Source organism: Pedobacter sp. Leaf41 (assembly GCF_001422545.1).
GTDB lineage: Bacteria > Bacteroidota > Bacteroidia > Sphingobacteriales > Sphingobacteriaceae > Pedobacter.
This window is the reverse complement of sequence record NZ_LMLE01000001.1, coordinates 511940-531044: the sequence shown is the minus strand read 5'-3', so window position 1 is coordinate 531044 and position 19105 is coordinate 511940. Positions and strand designations below refer to the sequence as shown.

Below are 19105 nucleotides of genomic sequence, written 5' to 3'. Positions count from 1 at the left end.
GAGTGCTCTGCTTAAAAAAGGCTTGTTGCTTATTTATTTTTAGTATTATTTTCGGTTATTCGTTTGCACAAAACGTGGCTGCAATCAATGGCAAATCAATAAGTAGCAAAGAGTTTTTATGGGCTTATAAAAAGAGTCATAATGGTATTTCTAGCACGGATTATGCCACTTTGGAAAACTATTTGAACTTGTATATAAATTTTAAATTGAAAGTTTTGGATGCCAGAGAAATGGGCTTGGATAAAAATTCAATTTATCAGGAAGAGATTAGAACTTACGAAACTGCACTAGTAGCACATAAAAAGACTGATGCAAGACATAAGGATCAGGATTTTTTGCTCAATGAATATAAAGAAGGCGTTTTGATGTTCAACATCTCCGAAAAAAAAATATGGAACAAAGCGCAAGACGATGAGCAAGCATTACAGGAGTTTTATAATAAAAATCAACAGAATTACAATAAGCCATTAAGTGACTTGAGAGGCCAGGTAATAGCCGATTACCAGCAAAGCCTGGAGGAAAACTGGCTGAAAGGGCTCAGACAAAAACACCAGGTTAAGATTAATGAACAAGAGTTAAGAAGACTCGCAAAACAGTAACTCTACTTTCGTAAAAGATTAGTATTAAATTTGCAAAATATAACACAAAGAATGAAGAAGTTTTTTTTAGTAGCAACAGCATTAATTTGCACATTGTTAAACAGTTATGCCCAACCAGGGAAACATAACATCGATAAAGTTGCTGCTGTGGTAGGTAATAATATTATTTTACTATCAGATTTGAATCAGGAGTATACACAATATTTATATCAGGGAAATCCTCCAAATGAGAGCATAAAGTGTAAAATTTTACAAAACACCTTAACTCAAAAACTGCTGAAACAACAGGCAGAAATCGATTCGGTTATGGTAGAAGATGGCCAGGTAGACGATGAGGTTGATAAACGGATGCGTTCGATGATGCAACGTGCCGGTGGGCAGGAGCGTTTAGAGCAATTCTTAAATAAATCGGTATTGCAATATAAGGACGAGATGAGACCAACGATTAAGGATGGTTTAATCGCTCAAAAAATGCAAGGTAAAATCACCGAAAATATTAATGTTACGCCAATGGAGGTTGAAAAATACTTCAAATCGTTGGGTGATAGTATTCCAGAATTCAACACGGAAGTTGAAGTTGGGGAGATCATTCTAGATCCAAAATTATCAAGAGCTGAAAAGCAAAGATTTAGGGATAAAATTGAAGCTTTACGTTTAAGAATTAAAGGTGGCGACGATTTCGGAGTTTTGGCTAAAACATATTCTGAAGACCCGGGATCATCTGCAGATGGTGGAGATTTAGGTTTCTTTGATAGAAGTATGATGGCAAAAGAGTTTACAGCCTGGGCTTTTAAACTTAAAGCAGGAGAAATTTCTCCGGTATTTGAAACTGAATTTGGGTTCCACATCCTTCAGGTAATTGAGCGTCGTGGTGAGCAGGTTCACGCCCGTCACATCCTGGTAAGACCCGCAACAACACCAGAAAGTTTAACCCGTTTGAAACTTCATGCCGATAGTGTTTACAACAAAATCATCGCTAACAAACTATCATTCGCAGCCGCAGCAAACTTATATTCAGACAATAAAGAATCGAAATACAATGGCGGTATGATGCTGAACGCAGAAAATGTTCAAGCCAGAACTACTTTTATCCCTATCGATAAATTAGATCCATCCGTATTTTTGGTAATCGATACCATGAAAATTGGTGGCATCTCTAAACCTGATTTATATACTGCAGCTGATGGCAAACAAGGATATCGCTTACTTTATTTGAAATCTAAAATTCCGCCTCACAAAGCGAACATGGCACAAGATTTTCCAAAAATTAGAGACGCCGCTCAAAGTGATAAAATAAATCGTACTTTAAGCGAATGGTTTGAAAAACGTCGTGAAAGTACTTACATTAAAATCGACGACGAGTTTAATACCTGCGATGAACTAAAAATTTGGACTAAGACCACTACAGCCGCAAAATAACACGAATGCAGTACAAAAACGAAGTAGAAGCCGTTGACGCACTTCATCACACTTTCAACAAAATTAAAACCGAAATTAGTAAGGTTGTTGTTGGACAAGATGATATCATTAAATCAGTTTTAATCGCCATTTTTAGTAACGGACATTGTTTGTTGGTTGGCGTACCTGGATTGGCTAAAACTTTACTCGTTCAAACTGTTGCCTCGGTTTTAGATCTGGATTTCAATAGAATTCAATTTACACCCGATTTAATGCCAAGTGATATCATTGGCGCAGAGATATTAGGAGAAGACAGGCACTTTAAGTTTATTAAAGGTCCTGTTTTTTCAAATATTATTTTGGCTGATGAGATTAACCGTACTCCGCCAAAAACGCAGGCCGCTTTACTAGAGGCCATGCAGGAAAAATCGGTTACAGCAGCTGGATTAACCCATACTTTACCAAAGCCGTTCTTTGTGTTGGCTACGCAAAACCCAATTGAACAAGAAGGGACTTATCCCCTACCAGAAGCGCAACTCGATCGTTTCATGTTCAATATTCAATTAAATTATCCGGCATTTGCCGATGAGCTGAATATTGTTAAAAATACTACAAGCAATAAAACCATAGCGCTCGAGAAAATTATTCATGCTGATGATATTCTGTTTTTCCAAAAGCTGATTCGCGATATTCCTGTAACAGATAATGTTTTGGAATATGCGGTAAAGCTGGCTTCTAAAACCCGACCGAATAGTGAGTTTGCAACAGAAGCGGTAAACAAATATATAAGCTGGGGTGCCGGGCCAAGAGCATCACAGTTTTTGGTTTTAGGAGCAAAATGTCATGCGGCTATTTCTGGAAAATATGCTCCAGACATTGAAGATGTTCAGGCGGTAGCAGAACCTATTTTACGCCACCGTATTGTTAGAAATTATCGTGCTGAAGCAGAAGGATTATCAATAGAAAAGATAATTAAAGATTTGTTATAAAAAATTCAATACAACTTAGAAACCGTAGCAATCATTATTTTGCCGTTCGTTAAAACGTAGGGGATCGTCTTTCCAAAATAAGATAAAAGAGCTGCTAGTGTGATTGTAAATGAATCATCAACTCCTCCTATCACGATTTTATCTGAGAAAGATAGATTGGAAAAGCAATCAAATAATTTAACCTACATCGCATGGTTACTTTACAATTTAGGATAATTGTTCTTATCTTTATGCCAATTAGAAAGCAAAATTTTTCAAATCAAAAATATTTAACATGTCAGCTCACGATTCACACGCACCAGTTCATCAAACAAAAGGCATTTGGGCATTGCCATTAACAGCTTGGATTATTGTTTTAATCCTTCTTGTAGCCTTTACCAGACCAATTTTCGTTCACGCACCAGAAGGATCTGGTCACCATGAAACAGAGAAACCGCATTCAAAAGCAGAAGAGGCTGAATCATCTCATCACTAGTATTAACTTGAAGGTTAGAAGTTTATACTAGCTAGTTTAGATAGCGATAGAAAAAGCGTCCCGAGGTTAAAATCGAGACGCTTTTTTTGTAGCTCAAATTTTATTTCAGCTGCCCCATTAAGTTCGGGAAATCGGTAATTACACCATCAACTCCCAAGCTCATAAAATATTTAATTTCCTTTAAACTATTCACCGTCCACGGAATAATTTTGATGCCCATGGCATGGCAGCGATCTACCAATCCTTTACCTACTAAAACCGAATATGGACTGTAAATGGTAGGCTTGAAACCTAATTTTTCAATATAATCTTCGAATGGCTCTTTTTCATCAATCAAAAGCGAAGTTTGTATCTTAGGATATTTCTCATGCAAATACTGGAGCGTTCGCATATCAAAAGATTGAATAATTACCCGTTTCGAAATCTTTTTTGCGTTGATAACTTCCATAATCAACTCTACAAACTCAGCAGGCTCAGGATGAAAATCGTTATCTCCATTTTTAATCGTTTTCGTTTCAATACTATAAACAGGCTTTTTTAACCTTTTTTCTTTCACATAAGTTTCTACCGCGTCAATCGTCTCACTAAGCAAAGGCTTGTAGGCTTTAAACTTCACCTGACCGGGAAAACGAGCATGAACTTTACTTCCAACATCAAACTTCTTCACGTCCTCGTAATCCATTTTGTAAATGTTGTATTTCTTTTGATCTTTCAAAGAAATCGGTTTACCATTTGGCATTAAAGAAATTTCATTGTTAAAATAGGGCTCCTGAGATAGCACAACTTTTTTATCTTTCGAAATAACGGCATCCATCTCTAGGGTCGTTACCCCCAAATCAAGAGCTTTGAGCATACCTTCAACTGTATTTTCGGGCATTATTCCACGTGCACCAGCTTTACCCTGTAAATCAAATTTTTGCTTTTGAGCCGAAACCTGTAAAAATGTAAGCGAGAGCAGAAGTATGATCTGTAATCTTTTATTCATTAACTTAAAACGTAAAATGATTTGTTATTATATTTTCTGAAGCACATAAACAGTACTATTTTTAATGTTGTTCCCGCTTTTCACTTTACTCTCCCGAGAAAACCGGGATTCGTGCCCGCTTCAATCGGGGCTAGAAGGAAACGAAAGTGCAAAAAACAGCTTCAATAGCACATAAAAAAAGGGCTATCTTTTTATGAGAGCCCCTGTAATTCACGTTGTAAATTTATCTTTCTGCAGGTACAAAAGCCTGAACAATTAAGTTCCAACTGGCATCTGCAGCTTTTTCATAAACAAAAACGTAGTTAAAACTTTCGCGTAAATCGGCTTTATAATCTATTGTGGCCACGCCATAGGTATAAGCCAAATCACTTCCAATTGCCTTATCAACACCAGTTGTTTTTAAGTTAATTTTACTAATCATTCCGTTATAAAAAGAAATGATTTTGCCTTTTCCGTTAATGGCTTCGTTACCCGGAAATAACAGACGGGCATCTTCTGTTAAAAAGCCACCAAAGGCGGCAATACCATGTGTTTTCAAAAGCGTGTTCAAAGTTTTTTCAGTCGTAGAAATGATATCCTTTCCAGCCTTTAATTGTTTCTCATTCAAAAATTTTGGGGCAACATGGTCTTTTGGTTCAATAAATTTAGGAGCAGATTTATCTAAAGGTTTATTGCTCGATGTGCCTAAATCAATGGCTAATTTCCACTTGCCATTCTCCGATTTCCAAATGGATAGATACTGACCATATTTTTTCTCCGAACCACTCACCGCGTAAGGACCAGTAGTGAAACCCAAGTCGCCACTACGGGAAACCTTTGCTAAATTTGGTTCCCAGGTAACGTTATTTTCATCTGCTTTCTGTGCATTATAAAACGTTCTAACATTTACCGGATTCGGCCTGAAAACCAACGCACTTGATAATGAATACTCCAGATAAGCGTCTTTATCTCCATTTTTTGCAATAGATTTTGCGAAATCTTTTTCTGCACTTACTAATGACTTCGTGGTTCCATCATTTTTTTGTGCCCATGCACCAATTGCCAAAAGTGATAATATTGCAGTTGAAAATAATTGTTTCATTATAAAATTTTAGATATATGTTTGGCGAATATAGAATTTTTTAGATGCTGTCTTTTCAAAAGTAATTAACAATTACACATTTTATTTTTCACGATAAATCGTTTCCAGAACCGTTTGCCCGGTTGCTTTAAGGGTATTTTTGTCAATATTTGCAAGGTTATCCAGTTGTGTGTGCCAATTGATATAGAAACCACTGTTATCGTTATAGTGAATAATATCAATGGATGGCACTCCAGCTTTATTCATCCAGAAATGATCATCAACAATTTTACCGCTCGGAATGCGAACAAAGTAAGATGAATAACCAATTTCGTTACCAATATCCCAAACCCTATTCACAACATCAGGCGCTGCCTGCCTCGAAATTTCATCTTGGGTAAACTGGGCATTCCCACCACCAACCATGTCGAGATTAATCCCGTAACCAGCTTTATAGCCGGCAGCAGTTGCATTTTTCGCCCAAAATTGCGAGCCCAAACACCAGGTAACCTCGTCAGGTGTTTCATCATTTGCCTTCCCGTAGTCTTCCAAATCCCATAATACAAAATCAATACCTACGTTTGGCGACTTTTTCTGAATTTGCCTTGCCATTTCAAGGATCACACCAACACCACTGCCCCCATCATTTGCCGCGTCAAAAGGCTTATTGTGATTTGCAGGGTTCGAATCCTGATCAGAAAACGGACGTGCATCCCAATGGGCCGTAATCAAGACCCTTGTTTTATTTTCCGGATTAAAACTGGCCAAAATGTTTTTCAGTTGAAAAGCCTTGCCATCGTAAGTTTGCGTTTTCTCTCCTTGAATTTTAACCTCTGCGCCAAATGACTTCAATTTATCAACCAAATATTCAGCACATTGTTGGTGCGCCAAAGTACCCGGAATTCTTGGTCCAAAATTAACCTGTGCTTTCACATAAGCATAAGCACTATCTGCATCAAATTCGGGCGAAACTAAAGTTATAGCTGCATTTGTCTCTGTATCGCTAGCCTTATCTGATTTATTTTTGCAGGCCTGAAAGCTCAGTAAAGCGATTAGAGGCCAAAATAAAAGTTTTTTATTCATTGTTAATGTTAAATTATGAAGGAGATTGCCACGAATATTACCGATGAAAAATCGGAGAATATTCTCGCAAGAACGGAAAAGCGGCGCATCAAAAAAATCAAGTCCATAAATGGGTTCGTCATTGCGAGGCCGGATTTTTCATGTGGACGTGGCAATCTCATTGATGCTTCTAATTATTAAACCACAGGATCCTCACTAAAACTAAACCTTACTCCAGGTCGTTCCTTCTTTGCTATCCTTTAGTTGAATCCCCAACTCCTGTAGTCCAATTCTAATTTTATCTGAAGTAGCATAATCTTTATTGGCTTTCGCTTCGGTACGAAGATCGACCACCATTTCCAAAACACCATTTAAATCGTTGCTCCCTGCATCTTCGTCTTTCAAACCTAAAATATCGAAAACAAAATCGTTCACTAATGCTTTCAGTTGCTCAAGAGATTTAGCTGAAATCTTCGCCTTTCCGTCATAAACTGTATTAATAATTCTTACCGCCTCAAACAGCTCTGCAATTAAAATCGGACTATTAAAATCATCATTCATTGCGGCAATGCACTTCTCTTTAAGGGCAACAATATCAAAATCATTTTGATCAGAAACGGCTAATTTATCCAACAAACTCACTGCAGCCATCAACCTGCGGAAACCTTTTTCAGAAGCATCGAGCGCATCGTTAGAAAAATCTAAAGTGCTGCGATAGTGTGCCTGAAGCATGAAAAACTTAACCGTCATTGGGCTATAACCTTTCCGCAAAAGCGGATGGGCACCGGTAAATAATTCGAGCGGAAGAAAACCATTGCCTGCCGATTTAGACATTCGCGTTCCATTTACGGTAAGCATGTTGGTGTGCATCCAATAACGGGCAGGCTGTTTGTGACTGCAAGCTTCAGATTGAGCAATTTCATTGGTGTGGTGCGTAGCAGCTAGATCCATCCCTCCACCGTGAATATCAAATTCATCGCCCAGGTACTTTGCGCTCATGGCAGAACATTCGATATGCCACCCCGGAAAACCTAATCCCCAAGGAGATTGCCATTGCATTAAAGTTTCAGGCTTCGCTTTAATCCATAAGGCAAAATCCAAACGCCCGCGTTTCTCATCTTGTCCGCCTAACTCGCGGGTATTATTCAACATATCCTCTAAATTGCGATTGGTAAGGATAGTATAATTATATTCTTTACTGTATTTTTCTACATCAAAATAAACATTTCCACCCACCTCATAACCATAGCCATTGGCAATAATTACTTTGATCATCTCAATTTGTTCGATAATGTGGCCAGTTGCTGTTGGTTCGATGCTCGGTGGCAAGGTATTAAACATCCGTAACACATCATGAAAACCCAGAGTGTACTTTTGTACAATTTCCATAGGCTCTAACTGTTCGAGTTTTGCACGTTTTGCAAACTTATCATCTCCTTCATCCCTATCTCCCTCAAGGTGCCCTGCATCGGTTATATTACGCACATAACGAACCTTAAAACCTAAATATTTCAGGTATCTGAAAATCAAATCGAAAGAAATAAATGTACGGCAATTGCCCAAATGCACATCGCTATATACGGTAGGTCCGCAAACATACATGCCCACATGAGCAGCGTTTAACGGTTGAAAAAGTTCTTTTTTACGCGAAAGTGTATTGTAAAGCTGTAAGCCAGTATTCATACTGCAAATGTAATATTTACCAGCGTAAAGTTTTAGGAATGCTGCATTGTTTAACTGACCAATCAGATAATTGACAATTCTTAAATCAAAAGAAGCATTTTTTGGAAAGGTACTGTAGTGCTATTCGGGTAATGCAGTCCGCCTTTTTGCTAAATCCCCGATGAAGAAAGAATCGGGGGATACCGCTTCAATGCGGTTTAGAAACCAAGTTTCGAGCCTTTACTTAGTCTACTAAGTACAATTGCTGTGGCTATCTCAATTTTTTAGTCAATCGTCATTCCCATGAAGTCAGGAATGACGATCGTTCTAATGATTAATTCTTCAACTTATCTTTAAATATTTTCTCCAGTTTTTGCATTTTGGGCAAAATTACCGCTCTGCAATACGGCTCACTACCATTTTTCAAATAGTAATTTTGATGATAATTTTCGGCTACATAAAAAGGTTTCGCAGCCTCGATAGCAGTGACCACAGGTTTGCCAAAAGCGTTTTTCTTGTTCAATTCTGCTTTATACTTAGAAGCTAAATCTTTTTGTTCAGCGTTATGATAAAAAACTACCGATCGATACTGTGTACCGGAATCTGCACCCTGGCGGTTTAGTGTAGTTGGATCATGGCTTTTCCAAAAAACTTCCAACAACTCATCGTAAGTAATCACCATTGGGTTATAAGTAATCTCTAAAACCTCTGCGTGTCCTGTTGCACCTGTACAAACCTCTTCATAAGTTGGGTTTGCTAAGCGCCCTCCTTCATATCCAGATTTTACAGCGGTAACACCTTTAAGTCTTTGAAATATGGCTTCTGTACACCAAAAACAACCCATTCCAAATGTGGCCTTCTCAGTCTTTTTCCCCTGCGCCTGAACTTGGTTCAATGTCAGGATTGATAATAGAATTAAAATTATTTTTTTCATTTTGTGTGTTAATTATTGAAGCAGCTTTCATTTGCATTCGTTAATAATATTACGAAAATAAAGCGCAACTAGTTTGTGTGGATACAATAATGGATTTTGAATGACAATCGCAACAAATTGTTAACTCATCTGTTAATGTTAATAACTTAAATTACTGTTACTTAAATTTTTATAGCCGCAATATTAGCCGCGCTCGCACTTATTAACAATTCTTTTTTAAATTCGTATCACATTAAAAATAAATTTATGTCTACACCGTATATTCCTTGTTTGGATTTAGGTTCTTATATCAACGGAACTGAAGAAGAACGTAAAAAATTTTCTGATGAGTTGGGCAGAGCCTTCAACGATTCGGGGTTTGTAACCATCACAAACCATGGTTTAAGTCAGGAATTGATTGATAAGCTTTATGACAATATTAAAGCTGCATTTCAACTTCCTGTAGAAACCAAAAGGAAATACGAGAAGCCAGAATTGGCCGGGCAACGCGGCTATACCAGTGCCGGTAAAGAAACAGCAAAGGGTGCTAAAACACCAGATTTGAAAGAGTTTTGGCAAATTGGGCAGGAAGTTACCGATGGCGACCCGGTGAAAGATGAATATCCGGACAACGAAGTGTTAGAAGAGCTTCCAGAATTTAACAAAGTTACTGGCGATATCTACAAAAAACTCCAGGAAAATGGCACACACTTATTACGTGCCATTGCTACTTACCTGGAATTGCCAGTTGATTATTTTGATAAAGATGTACACAACGGAAACTCAATTTTAAGAGGTATTCACTACTTCCCTATTGAAAACCCAGAGTTAATTGCTGATGATGCAGTTCGTGCCGGCGCACATGAAGACATCAATTTAATTACCCTTTTAATTGGAGCCAGTGCAGACGGCTTGGAGGTTTTAACCCGCAGCAATGAATGGTTGCCAATTAAAGCACACCACACCGATATCGTTGTAAATGTAGGCGACATGCTGCAACGTTTAACCAATAACAAATTAAAATCAACCACACATAGAGTGGTAAATCCACCTCGCGAATTGATGAAAACTTCTCGTTTTTCGGTTCCATTTTTCTTACATCCCCGCAGTGACATGGATTTGACAAGTCTGCCTTCAACCATTGATGCCGAACATCCGAAAGCCTATAGCGATATGACAGCTGGCGAATATTTGGATGAAAGATTAAGAGAAATTGGGCTGAAGAAATAAAGCCTCACCTAAATCCTCCCCGGAGGGAAGGACTTTGACCGGCTCAAATTTGAAAAAAAGCACCGATTAATTCGGTGCTTTTTTTGTTACTTTAAAAATATGTATTCAATCAATTTAGAAATTTTTAAAGAAATACACGGAATTGGTTCTGCTTCGGGTATCATCTCCAAAGCAGATTTGCTTTACATTATTGGAGATAACAGTGGTTACCTGAAAGAGTTCAATATCAAAAGTGAAAAATTACGAAAAATCCAAGTCTTATCTGATAGTGAACAAACTGGCCTGGAAAACATTCCTAAACCACAAAAGCCAGATTTCGAAGTACTTTGTCAGTATGCTGACCGGTTTTATATTTTAGGATCAGGATCTACCTCGAAAAGAAATTTGATGGTAGAATTTGATACAAAATCACAACAAATCGGAACAAAAGATCTGACCAATGTCTATCAAAAAATGAAGGTCATTGCAAATATTAACGACGAAAATTTCAACATCGAAGGAGCAGTTTTTAACGGCCAGTTCTGGTTGCTTTTTAACAGGGGAAATGGCAACGATGGCAAAAATGGCGTATTCCGGATCCTTGAAAAAGATTTAGTAAAAGCTGAAAAAATAGCTTTTACCAGTTTGAAGCTCGCGAACATTAACCATGTAGAATCTTCGTTTACCGACGCAGTACTTGTTAATAACGATGTCTATTTCATCTCGACGGCCGAAGATACCAAATCAACTTATGCCGATGGAGAAATTCTGGGCAGTTTTATTGGCAGTATAAATCCAGAAACCTTGAAACTTAACTTTACCTACAGGATCCCTGGCTTACATAAGTTTGAAGGGATTTCATTATTCAGGAAAACGGCAAGTACACTTGAATTTTTACTCTGTGAAGATAGAGATACGGATGAACTGAAAACCGCCGTTTATAAATTACGATTATCCGTATAATTGATTGATTTTTATGGCTGAACAGTTATTTCTAGGAGATTATCAAAATCTCTTCAACCTTTTTGATAATATTTATCCCCTAAAGGATGAAATAAAATCGGCCATCATTGCCAACAGTGAGGTTATTGAAGTTGCAAAAAAAACAAAACTTTTAAGTGTTGACGAGCGAAGCAATACCATTTACTTTATTATAAAAGGAGCTGCCAGAATATTCTATCTCGATAAAGAAGGCAAAGAAACAAATACCTGGATTTTATTCGAAAATCAACTTCTCATTTCTGTTTACAGCTTTTATACTGGCAACCCGAGTTTTGAATACATTGAAACTTTAGAACACTGCCAACTAATTGCTGTAAAAAGAGAAAAACTCGATGAACTATACTTAAACTTCATGGAATTTAATTTTTCAGGCAGGAAGTTAACCGAATTTTACCACATGCGGAACGAGATACAAGCAAACGAACTGCGTATGTTGAGCGCAAAGGAACGGTATCAAAATTTACTGGAAAGAAATCCTCAACTCTTTCAAAGGGTATCTTTAGGACACATTGCTTCATATTTGGGGATCTCTCAAGAAACCTTAAGCAGAATTAGAAAGCAAAAATAGTTTTTTGACTTTTGTCAAAAGCCAGCAGACTAGCACATCATAGATTTGATCAATAAATTTTAAATCTATGTTAATCATCATTTTTATCGTATTTGGTTTTTGCTTTCTCATCGAAAGAATTAAACCAGGCTGGAAACTGCCAAACGTTTCCACATGGACCATCAGGGTTTTAGGAGTTAATTTCATTCAGTTAAGTATAGTTGTCTTAGCTGGTTTTACCTGGGAAAAATGGCTCTCATCCATCTCCGTTTTTCAACTTTCTAATTTTGTTCCCAATTGGCTCGGCGGTATTATCGCCTATTTTATTGCCACGTTTATTTTTTATTGGTGGCATCGCTGGAGGCATACTGTTGATTTCTTATGGCTGGGTTTTCATCAAATTCACCACAGTCCACAACGCTTAGAAGTGATTACTTCATTCTACAAACATCCATTAGAAATGACAGTAAATTCGATTATCGGAAGTCTTTTGGTTTATACTTTACTTGGTCTAAATCCTGAAGCTGGAGCCATTTATACTTTATGCACAGCACTTGGAGAATTTTTTTATCATACAAACGTGAAAACACCACAATGGATTGGGTACATTTTTCAGCGACCAGAAATGCACCGCATTCATCATCAATATGAAAAGCACAGCAATAACTACGGCGACATTGTATGGTGGGATATGCTATTTGGCACCTATGAAAACCCAAAGGAATTTAAAAGCACCTGTGGATTTGACAATGAAAAGGAACAAAGATTATTGGATATGATCAAATTTAAAGATGTTCATGAACATTAAATTATTTTCGCTTACAATAGGTAGTATCTTCATCAAGTAGTATCTTCATCCAAATTTAAAATCATGAAAAAACGCTTTTTAACACTTTTACTTCTTTTATCCGCTACTCAGTTCGCTTTCTCACAAACCAAAAGCATTAAAGATCTTTATTGGGATTATTCGCAGATTAGAATGGAGGATACTGAAAAAACGCAAGCAATTAATTTAGCTGAAGCGTTAATTAAAAGATCTCCAGAATTAACTAAAACCCAACTTGGCAATGTGAGTTATCATTTAGCCAGGCTTTATGAAGAAACAGATCATCCTGAAAAGGCAATTCCTTACTATGAACAAGCAATAAAAATTACACCGGGTTATTACGTTCCTTATCGGGCTTTAGGCTTCATTTTTATCAAAAAAGCCAATGCAATTGGAAGTAAAATGAATGAGGCGGCCAAAGCCAAAGACGCTAAACTATCAGCTGAACTCTATGAACAATATAAGGTAATCGCATTAAAAGCACTACCAAATCTTGAAAAATCGCAGGCTTGTGATCCAGATGAAGAAACTAAGGCCATCATATTGAATTTGTACAAAAGCTTAAAAGATAATGCCTCCATTTTATCTCTTGATGAAAGATTAAAGAAAAAACAAGCTGATTGTATTAGTCTACTGGATGATGAATATTAAAATCCAAAAAAACTTACGAAGTTCCTATTGCAAAACTTCGTAAGTTATTATATCCTACTTCTTCGATTCGTCAATCGCTTTGTTAATTACATCTTGAATCCGCCCTCTGATTCTTAAGTTCCCAAGCTTATCGCTCACGCTTGGATTAACCCTATTGGAAAGGAAAACATATACCAAACCTCTCGATGGATCTACCCAAACGCAAGTACCGGTGTACCCGGTATGCCCATAAGTTTGCGGTGAAGCCAGGTTTGATGGATAGTGTTTTGTACTATCTGGATCCCAACGATCGAATCCCAAACCACGACGACTCACATTCGATTGCTTTGATGTAAACATATCAACCGTTTCTGGTTTAAAATATTGCGTACCACCATAAGTTCCACGGTTTAAGAGCATCTGATAAATGATGGCCAAATCATTTGCACTAGAAAACAAACCGGCATGACCAGAAACACCACCCGCAAGTGCTGCACCCTGATCGTGAACATAACCTACTAAAAGCGTTTTTCTAAAATAGGTATCTTGTTCTGTGGGTATAATCTGATCTCTGCCAAAGCGATTTCGAGGTAAAAACCCAGCAGTTTGCATCCCAAGAGGCTTATAAAAATTCTCGTAGGTATATTGATTTAATGGTTCCTCACTGATATGCTCCACAATATCTTTCATTACATACATACTGATATCGCTATAAACATATTGACCACGTGTTTTGATTGGTGAGTTGAGCATTTTAGGCCACATAAAATCTTTAAAGAAATCTTTTTTGATGTAGTAACCATCGGCAACCTTAGTTGGGAAAGCAGCAGAAGAATCTACACTATAATCGCCTGTTTTTACGTAATTATGAAATGGAATATATGGGATAAAACCCGCCTGGTGTAGCATCACTTCACGAACCTGAATGTTATTCATGGGTGTAGTTCGGGCTTTCGGTATATAGGCGCCGATATTGGTATCCAATTTCAACTTTCCCTCCTCGAACAAACGCATTACCGAGGGTGTGGTGGCTGTAACTTTCGTTACTGAAGCCAAATCGAAAACATCAGTTACTTTATCGGGTAAATTCGTATCGTAAGTATGCGTTCCGTAAGCTTTATTAAAAATCACTTTTCCATCCTTCGCCACCAAAACCACCAAACCTGGGGCTGCCTTTTGTCTAATGGTCTCCTCGGCAATCGCATCAATTTCTTTTAGGTTATTGGAATTTATACCGGCATCTTCTGGCACAGTATATTTCAAGCGGGTTTTGTCAGTTGTAAAGCCAGAGCCTATGGTATATTTTGCAGAATAGGCTTTGGTTAATTTATTTACCGCTGCAATGCCGCCAAAAATATATTGCGGCACAATGGCCGCCGCGTCTGCACTGTTCTCTCCCGTCCAAATAATGGGCGACTGAAGTAAATCAAACGATTTTAATGCGGTTCCATTTCCAAATAGGGAAATGATCACCTTTTTTGTTTTGCTTAAACTGTTAATAAAATTGATGTATTTGGCATTGTTGGTTTGCTGATCATCAATGGCAATCAGCACAACGTTGAAATATTTAAGATCGTCTTCCAGGTCATTCAGGTTTACGCTATCCCTATATTTATCTGCAGAAAACGATGTAATTTTATCGTATTTGTTCGCTAAACTATCAAAAACTAAGCTATAAGAAAACCCCAGACTTACTGAGGCAATGTTTATTTTATCGAGAGATTTTAAGGGTATAACAGCATCTTTATTGTTCAGCAAAATGGTTGAACTGGTAATATTATTGGCAACAGAAAGCTTTTTTTCGTTTGTAGCATGGTCTTGGGCACAAGCCATTAAACATAAAACATTAAAGAAACTTGCTACGCCCAGAATGACTAATCTATTTCGCTTCATATACTTTTTCTCCGTTTAAATAGGTTTTTAAAACTTTGGTTTTTAATATGTTTTGTGGGGTTGATTTTAATATATCATGATCAAGAATAACAAAATCAGCGAACTTATCTGTTTCTAAACTGCCTTTCTCCTTTTCTTCAAAATTCGCTTTTGCGGCCCAAATGGTCATCCCCCGTAAAGCTTCTTCTGGTGTAAGCGCATTTTCCATTTGAAAACCGCCTTTCGGAAAACCCTTTGCATCTTCTCTCACTGTTGCAGCATAAAACGTTAATAATGGATTAATGTTTTCCACCGGAAAATCAGTTCCAAGGGGTATCCAGCCATTTTGTTTAAGGAGTTGTTTATAGGCATAAGCATCTTTAACCCGCTTTGGCCCCAATCTTTCTTCCGCCCAATACATATCTGAAGTAGCGTGTGTTGGCTGAACGGAAGGAATAATATTGGCTTTTCCAAAAAGGGCGAAATCATTTGAGTTTACCACCTGAGCATGTTCAATTCTCCAGCGTTTATCGTTTTTGCCTTTTAGCACTTTATTATAAATGTTGAGCATTACCCGATTGGCCGAGTCGCCAATGGCATGGGTGCACATTTGAAAATTATGCGCTGCAATTTTTTCAGCTACCTCCTCAAAATGCTTCCGATTGCTCAACAAGAAACCGCTTTTCGCTGGCATATCGCTGTAAGGATGCAATAAACAAGCTCCTCTTGATCCCAAAGCGCCATCAGCATAAACTTTAAATGAGCGAACATTTAGTCGATCGGTTTTTATCGCTCCGCGTTTAAACAGGTAATCATAATTTTGTTCAGCATCAGCTAACATCACGTACAAACGCATTTTCAACTTTCCGTCCTCTTGCATTTTTTCGATAAAATCTACCGCTTGAAAGGGTAAGCCACAATCATCAATTGTCGTTAAGCCTGCAGCAAAACAATTTGTTTGCGCATCAGTTAAAATTTTGGTTGCCAGTTTTTCATCTGGCGAAGGGATTTTGCTATCCACAAGGCCAACGGCATTATCAATTAGAACTCCCGTCAATTTTCCGTTTGCGGTAAGCATATCACCACCCACTAATTTCTGTTCGCCTTTTATCCCAGCTTCATCGAAGGCTTTTTGATTAACCACAGCAGCATGTCCATCTACGCGATTTAACAATACTGGTCGGTTTGGAAATAACTCCGTTAATTTTTCATTTGTAGGAAAAGCTTTATTTTCCCAGTCGTTCTGATCCCAGCCATTGCCAATTAACCAGCCATCCGGATGGGTTTTAGCGAACGCTTTCAATCTTTCTAGAATCTCCTCCCAGGATTTGGTATCCCTTAAATCTGCTGTTTGCAAGCTTTGTCCGTAACCGAAAAAATGAGCATGCGCATCGATAAAACCTGGGTAAACAGATTTTCCATCGGCATTAACTTCTTCTTTAGCCTCGTATTTTGATTGAATATCTTTTGAAGAACCTAAACCTAGAATTTTTCCATCTTTAACGGCAAAAGCTTCAACTTTTTCGAATTGATCATTAACAGTATAAATAGTGGCATTATAAATGATCAGGTCAGCTTGCTCTTTTTTCCCACAGGAAGAAAAAAACAATGCCAAAGAAAGGAAGAAGAGAAATGATTTCATGTTGTTAAAGATAGAAAATTGAAATGAATTGGCTTTGTAAAATGCCGATTACGAAATTGGTTAGCTCTTAAATTCGGCTATCGATCATTAGTATTTTCTTATCAAGATTAAAAGGAGATGCACAATTGATAGGTGATGTTCAAGACAAAAGACTTAAGACTTCAGACTGCTGACTTTAGACTTTTTCGAACCGTCATTTACATGTTGAGTTTTAAACAAAGCCAAATCCTTAAGCTTATTTTGCATAATTTAGCAAATTCACTTTGCCCTAATACATGACTGATATTATTCACTTATTGCCTGATGCTGTTGCCAATCAAATTGCTGCCGGAGAAGTTGTTCAACGACCTGCTTCTGCTGTAAAAGAATTACTTGAAAATTCGATTGATGCTGGCGCAGATAAAATTCAATTGGTGATAAAAGATGCTGGAAAAGCTCTCATTCAGATCGTTGACAATGGTTGCGGAATGAGCGTTACCGATGCCAGAATGTGTTTCGAGCGCCACGCCACCTCAAAAGTAAAAAAGGCAGAAGATTTATTTGCTATTCGTACAATGGGTTTTCGTGGCGAAGCGATGGCTTCCATAGCCGCCATTTCTCAGGTAGAAATGAAAACCCGCCGCCATGAAGACGAAATTGGTACCTGCATTTCTATTGAAGGCGCTGTAGTAACCGCACAAGAGCCCGTGGCAACACCTGCGGGAACACAGATTGCCATTAAGAATTTGTTTTACAATACCCCTGCCCGTCGTAATTTTTTAAAGAGCAATCCGGTAGAAATGCGTCATATTATTGATGAATTTACAAGGGTGGCTCTGGCACACCCGACCGTATTTTTCAGCTTACATCATGACGGAACAGAAATTTTTAACCTCCCAAAAGGGAACTTAAAACAACGTATCGTCCACATTTTTGGCAATAATTACAACGAGCGATTGGTTCCTGTTGAAGAGGAAACAACCATAATAAATTTAAAAGGCTACATCGGAAAACCGGCTTTCGCCAAGAAAACCCGTGGCGAGCAATTCTTTTTTGTAAACAATCGATTTATTAAAGATCCGTATTTAAATCACGCCGTAAGTTCGGCTTTTGAAGATCTTTTGCCAGATGATAGCTACCCGTTATACGTCTTATTCATCGAAATTGATCCTTCAAAAATAGATGTGAACGTTCACCCTACCAAAACGGAGATTAAGTATTTAGATGAAAAATCTATTTATGCGATTATGAAATCTGCTGTAAAACGTTCTATTGGGAGATATAACATCTCTCCTACTTTAGATTTTGATCAGGAAACGGGTTTCAGTAACATGATTACGCAAAAAGCAGTGGAAGATATTGTTCCGCCTAGTATTAATTTCAATCCCGATTTTAATCCTTTTGCCAGCGACAGCAGTTCTACTTCGGGATACGCCACATCATCAAGAAACTATGAAGCAAAACCGAGTGCTAAAAACTGGGGCTCGCTTTATGAAGTGGTGGAGCAGCCGGTGAACGAACAGACATCGTTTTACACAGACGAGCCGATTTTTGAAACGAAGCAAAAGCAATATATGCAGTTGCATAACCGTTACATTGTTTCACAAATTAAATCGGGTTTAATGGTTATCGATCAACAAATGGCACACGAGCGTATTCTTTACGAGCGATTTCTAGTACATTTAGACGATAGAAAAGGCGCATCGCAACAAAGTTTATTTCCGCAAACCATTACCCTTAACGCCAACGATTTCGAACTGGCCAAAAGTTTATTGGACGATATAAAAAGTTTAGGCTTTGATGTACGTGAATTCGGAAAAAATACGTTGGTTGTAGAAGGAGTTCCGGTTGATTTAGGAAGCAGCAATATCAACGAAACACAACTATTTGAGCAACTAATTGAAGGTTTTAAAAACTCTCAGCAGGAACTGAAGTTAACTAAAAGAGATAGCCTGGCCCGAACGCTGGCAAAAAACAGTGCGATAAAAGCCGGAACCGCATTAAGCCAGGAAGAAATGAATACGCTGATTGATGAACTTTTTGCCTGTAAAACTCCTAATTTTAGCGTGAGCGGAAAACCAGTAATTCAAACCATAACCTTGGAAGAATTAGATAAAAAGTTTGAAAAGTAAGGGCGAAGAGTAAGGAATAAGGAGCAAGGAGCAAGGAACAAAGAGCCAGGAGTAAAGAGCAAAGAAAAAGATTCCTGAATAAAGTAAATAGAAAACATAACAACAACGCTTTAAACTCCTCCC

At 37.8% G+C, this 19105-nt stretch carries 17 protein-coding genes; 10 read left to right on the top strand and 7 right to left on the bottom strand.

The genetic code is table 11. The features are described 5' to 3' along the window. The first annotated feature begins 74 nt into the window (after positions 1-74). The 4 genes from ASE92_RS02305 (at position 75) to ASE92_RS02290 (ending at position 3461) form a co-directional block, all read left to right on the top strand. Complete coding sequence (locus ASE92_RS02305; protein ID WP_235527263.1) at positions 75-599, top strand: hypothetical protein; 525 nt, start codon at positions 75-77, stop codon at positions 597-599. 51 nt (positions 600-650) lie between these two features. After that, the gene (locus tag ASE92_RS02300; protein WP_056848484.1) at positions 651-2018 is read left to right on the top strand and encodes a peptidylprolyl isomerase; all 1368 of its coding nucleotides are present in this window, start codon (positions 651-653) and stop codon (positions 2016-2018) included. Between the two features lie 5 nt (positions 2019-2023). Further along, a complete protein-coding gene (locus ASE92_RS02295; protein ID WP_056848483.1) occupies positions 2024-2986 on the top strand; it encodes a MoxR family ATPase in 963 nt (320 codons plus the stop codon). Positions 2987-3260: 274 nt separating this feature from the next. Continuing rightward, complete coding sequence (locus ASE92_RS02290) at positions 3261-3461, top strand: hypothetical protein (RefSeq protein ID WP_056848482.1); 201 nt, start codon at positions 3261-3263, stop codon at positions 3459-3461. A 100-nt stretch (positions 3462-3561) separates the two neighbouring features. Here ASE92_RS02290 and ASE92_RS02285 read toward each other — a convergent pair whose 3' ends face one another. The 5 genes from ASE92_RS02285 to msrA form a co-directional block, all read right to left on the bottom strand. Continuing rightward, entirely contained in the window at positions 3562-4446 is an 885-nt protein-coding gene (locus ASE92_RS02285) for a glycerophosphodiester phosphodiesterase family protein (RefSeq protein WP_056848481.1), read from the bottom strand. A gap of 223 nt (positions 4447-4669) precedes the next feature. Next, complete coding sequence (locus ASE92_RS02280; protein ID WP_056848480.1) at positions 4670-5527, bottom strand: nuclear transport factor 2 family protein; 858 nt, start codon at positions 5525-5527, stop codon at positions 4670-4672. A gap of 81 nt (positions 5528-5608) precedes the next feature. After that, positions 5609-6589: a M28 family peptidase gene (locus ASE92_RS02275; RefSeq protein ID WP_056848479.1), complete on the bottom strand. Its 981-nt coding sequence runs from the start codon at positions 6587-6589 to the stop codon at positions 5609-5611. Between the two features lie 201 nt (positions 6590-6790). Next, positions 6791-8251 (bottom strand): cysteine--tRNA ligase, encoded by a 1461-nt coding sequence (gene cysS / locus ASE92_RS02270; protein WP_056848478.1) that lies wholly within the window; start codon positions 8249-8251, stop codon positions 6791-6793. Positions 8252-8564: 313 nt separating this feature from the next. Next, positions 8565-9164 (bottom strand): peptide-methionine (S)-S-oxide reductase MsrA, encoded by a 600-nt coding sequence (gene msrA, locus ASE92_RS02265; protein WP_056848477.1) that lies wholly within the window; start codon positions 9162-9164, stop codon positions 8565-8567. 246 nt (positions 9165-9410) lie between these two features. Between msrA and ASE92_RS02260 the strand changes: the two genes are divergently transcribed. From ASE92_RS02260 to ASE92_RS02240, 5 genes are all read left to right on the top strand, one after another. Next, a complete protein-coding gene (locus tag ASE92_RS02260; RefSeq protein ID WP_056848476.1) occupies positions 9411-10373 on the top strand; it encodes an isopenicillin N synthase family oxygenase in 963 nt (320 codons plus the stop codon). Positions 10374-10472: 99 nt separating this feature from the next. Continuing rightward, positions 10473-11315 (top strand): hypothetical protein, encoded by an 843-nt coding sequence (locus tag ASE92_RS02255; protein ID WP_056848475.1) that lies wholly within the window; start codon positions 10473-10475, stop codon positions 11313-11315. Positions 11316-11328: 13 nt separating this feature from the next. Continuing rightward, complete coding sequence (locus ASE92_RS02250) at positions 11329-11922, top strand: Crp/Fnr family transcriptional regulator (protein ID WP_056848474.1); 594 nt, start codon at positions 11329-11331, stop codon at positions 11920-11922. A 67-nt stretch (positions 11923-11989) separates the two neighbouring features. Further along, positions 11990-12709, top strand: a complete 720-nt coding sequence (locus ASE92_RS02245; RefSeq protein WP_056848473.1) for a sterol desaturase family protein — start codon at positions 11990-11992, stop codon at positions 12707-12709. 63 nt (positions 12710-12772) lie between these two features. After that, positions 12773-13378, top strand: coding sequence for a lipopolysaccharide assembly protein LapB (locus tag ASE92_RS02240; protein ID WP_056848472.1), 606 nt, complete (start codon positions 12773-12775; stop codon positions 13376-13378). 54 nt (positions 13379-13432) lie between these two features. Here ASE92_RS02240 and ASE92_RS02235 read toward each other — a convergent pair whose 3' ends face one another. Both ASE92_RS02235 and ASE92_RS02230 read right to left on the bottom strand, forming a co-directional pair. Then, entirely contained in the window at positions 13433-15250 is a 1818-nt protein-coding gene (locus ASE92_RS02235) for a serine hydrolase (protein WP_056848471.1), read from the bottom strand. Beyond that, positions 15237-16871: an amidohydrolase gene (locus tag ASE92_RS02230; RefSeq protein WP_056848470.1), complete on the bottom strand. Its 1635-nt coding sequence runs from the start codon at positions 16869-16871 to the stop codon at positions 15237-15239. The genes ASE92_RS02235 and ASE92_RS02230 overlap by 14 nt, the downstream gene beginning before the upstream one ends. Positions 16872-17146: 275 nt before the next feature. Between ASE92_RS02230 and mutL the strand changes: the two genes are divergently transcribed. Beyond that, a complete protein-coding gene (mutL, locus tag ASE92_RS02225) occupies positions 17147-18982 on the top strand; it encodes a DNA mismatch repair endonuclease MutL (RefSeq protein ID WP_056848469.1) in 1836 nt (611 codons plus the stop codon). Positions 18983-19105 lie beyond the last annotated feature (123 nt).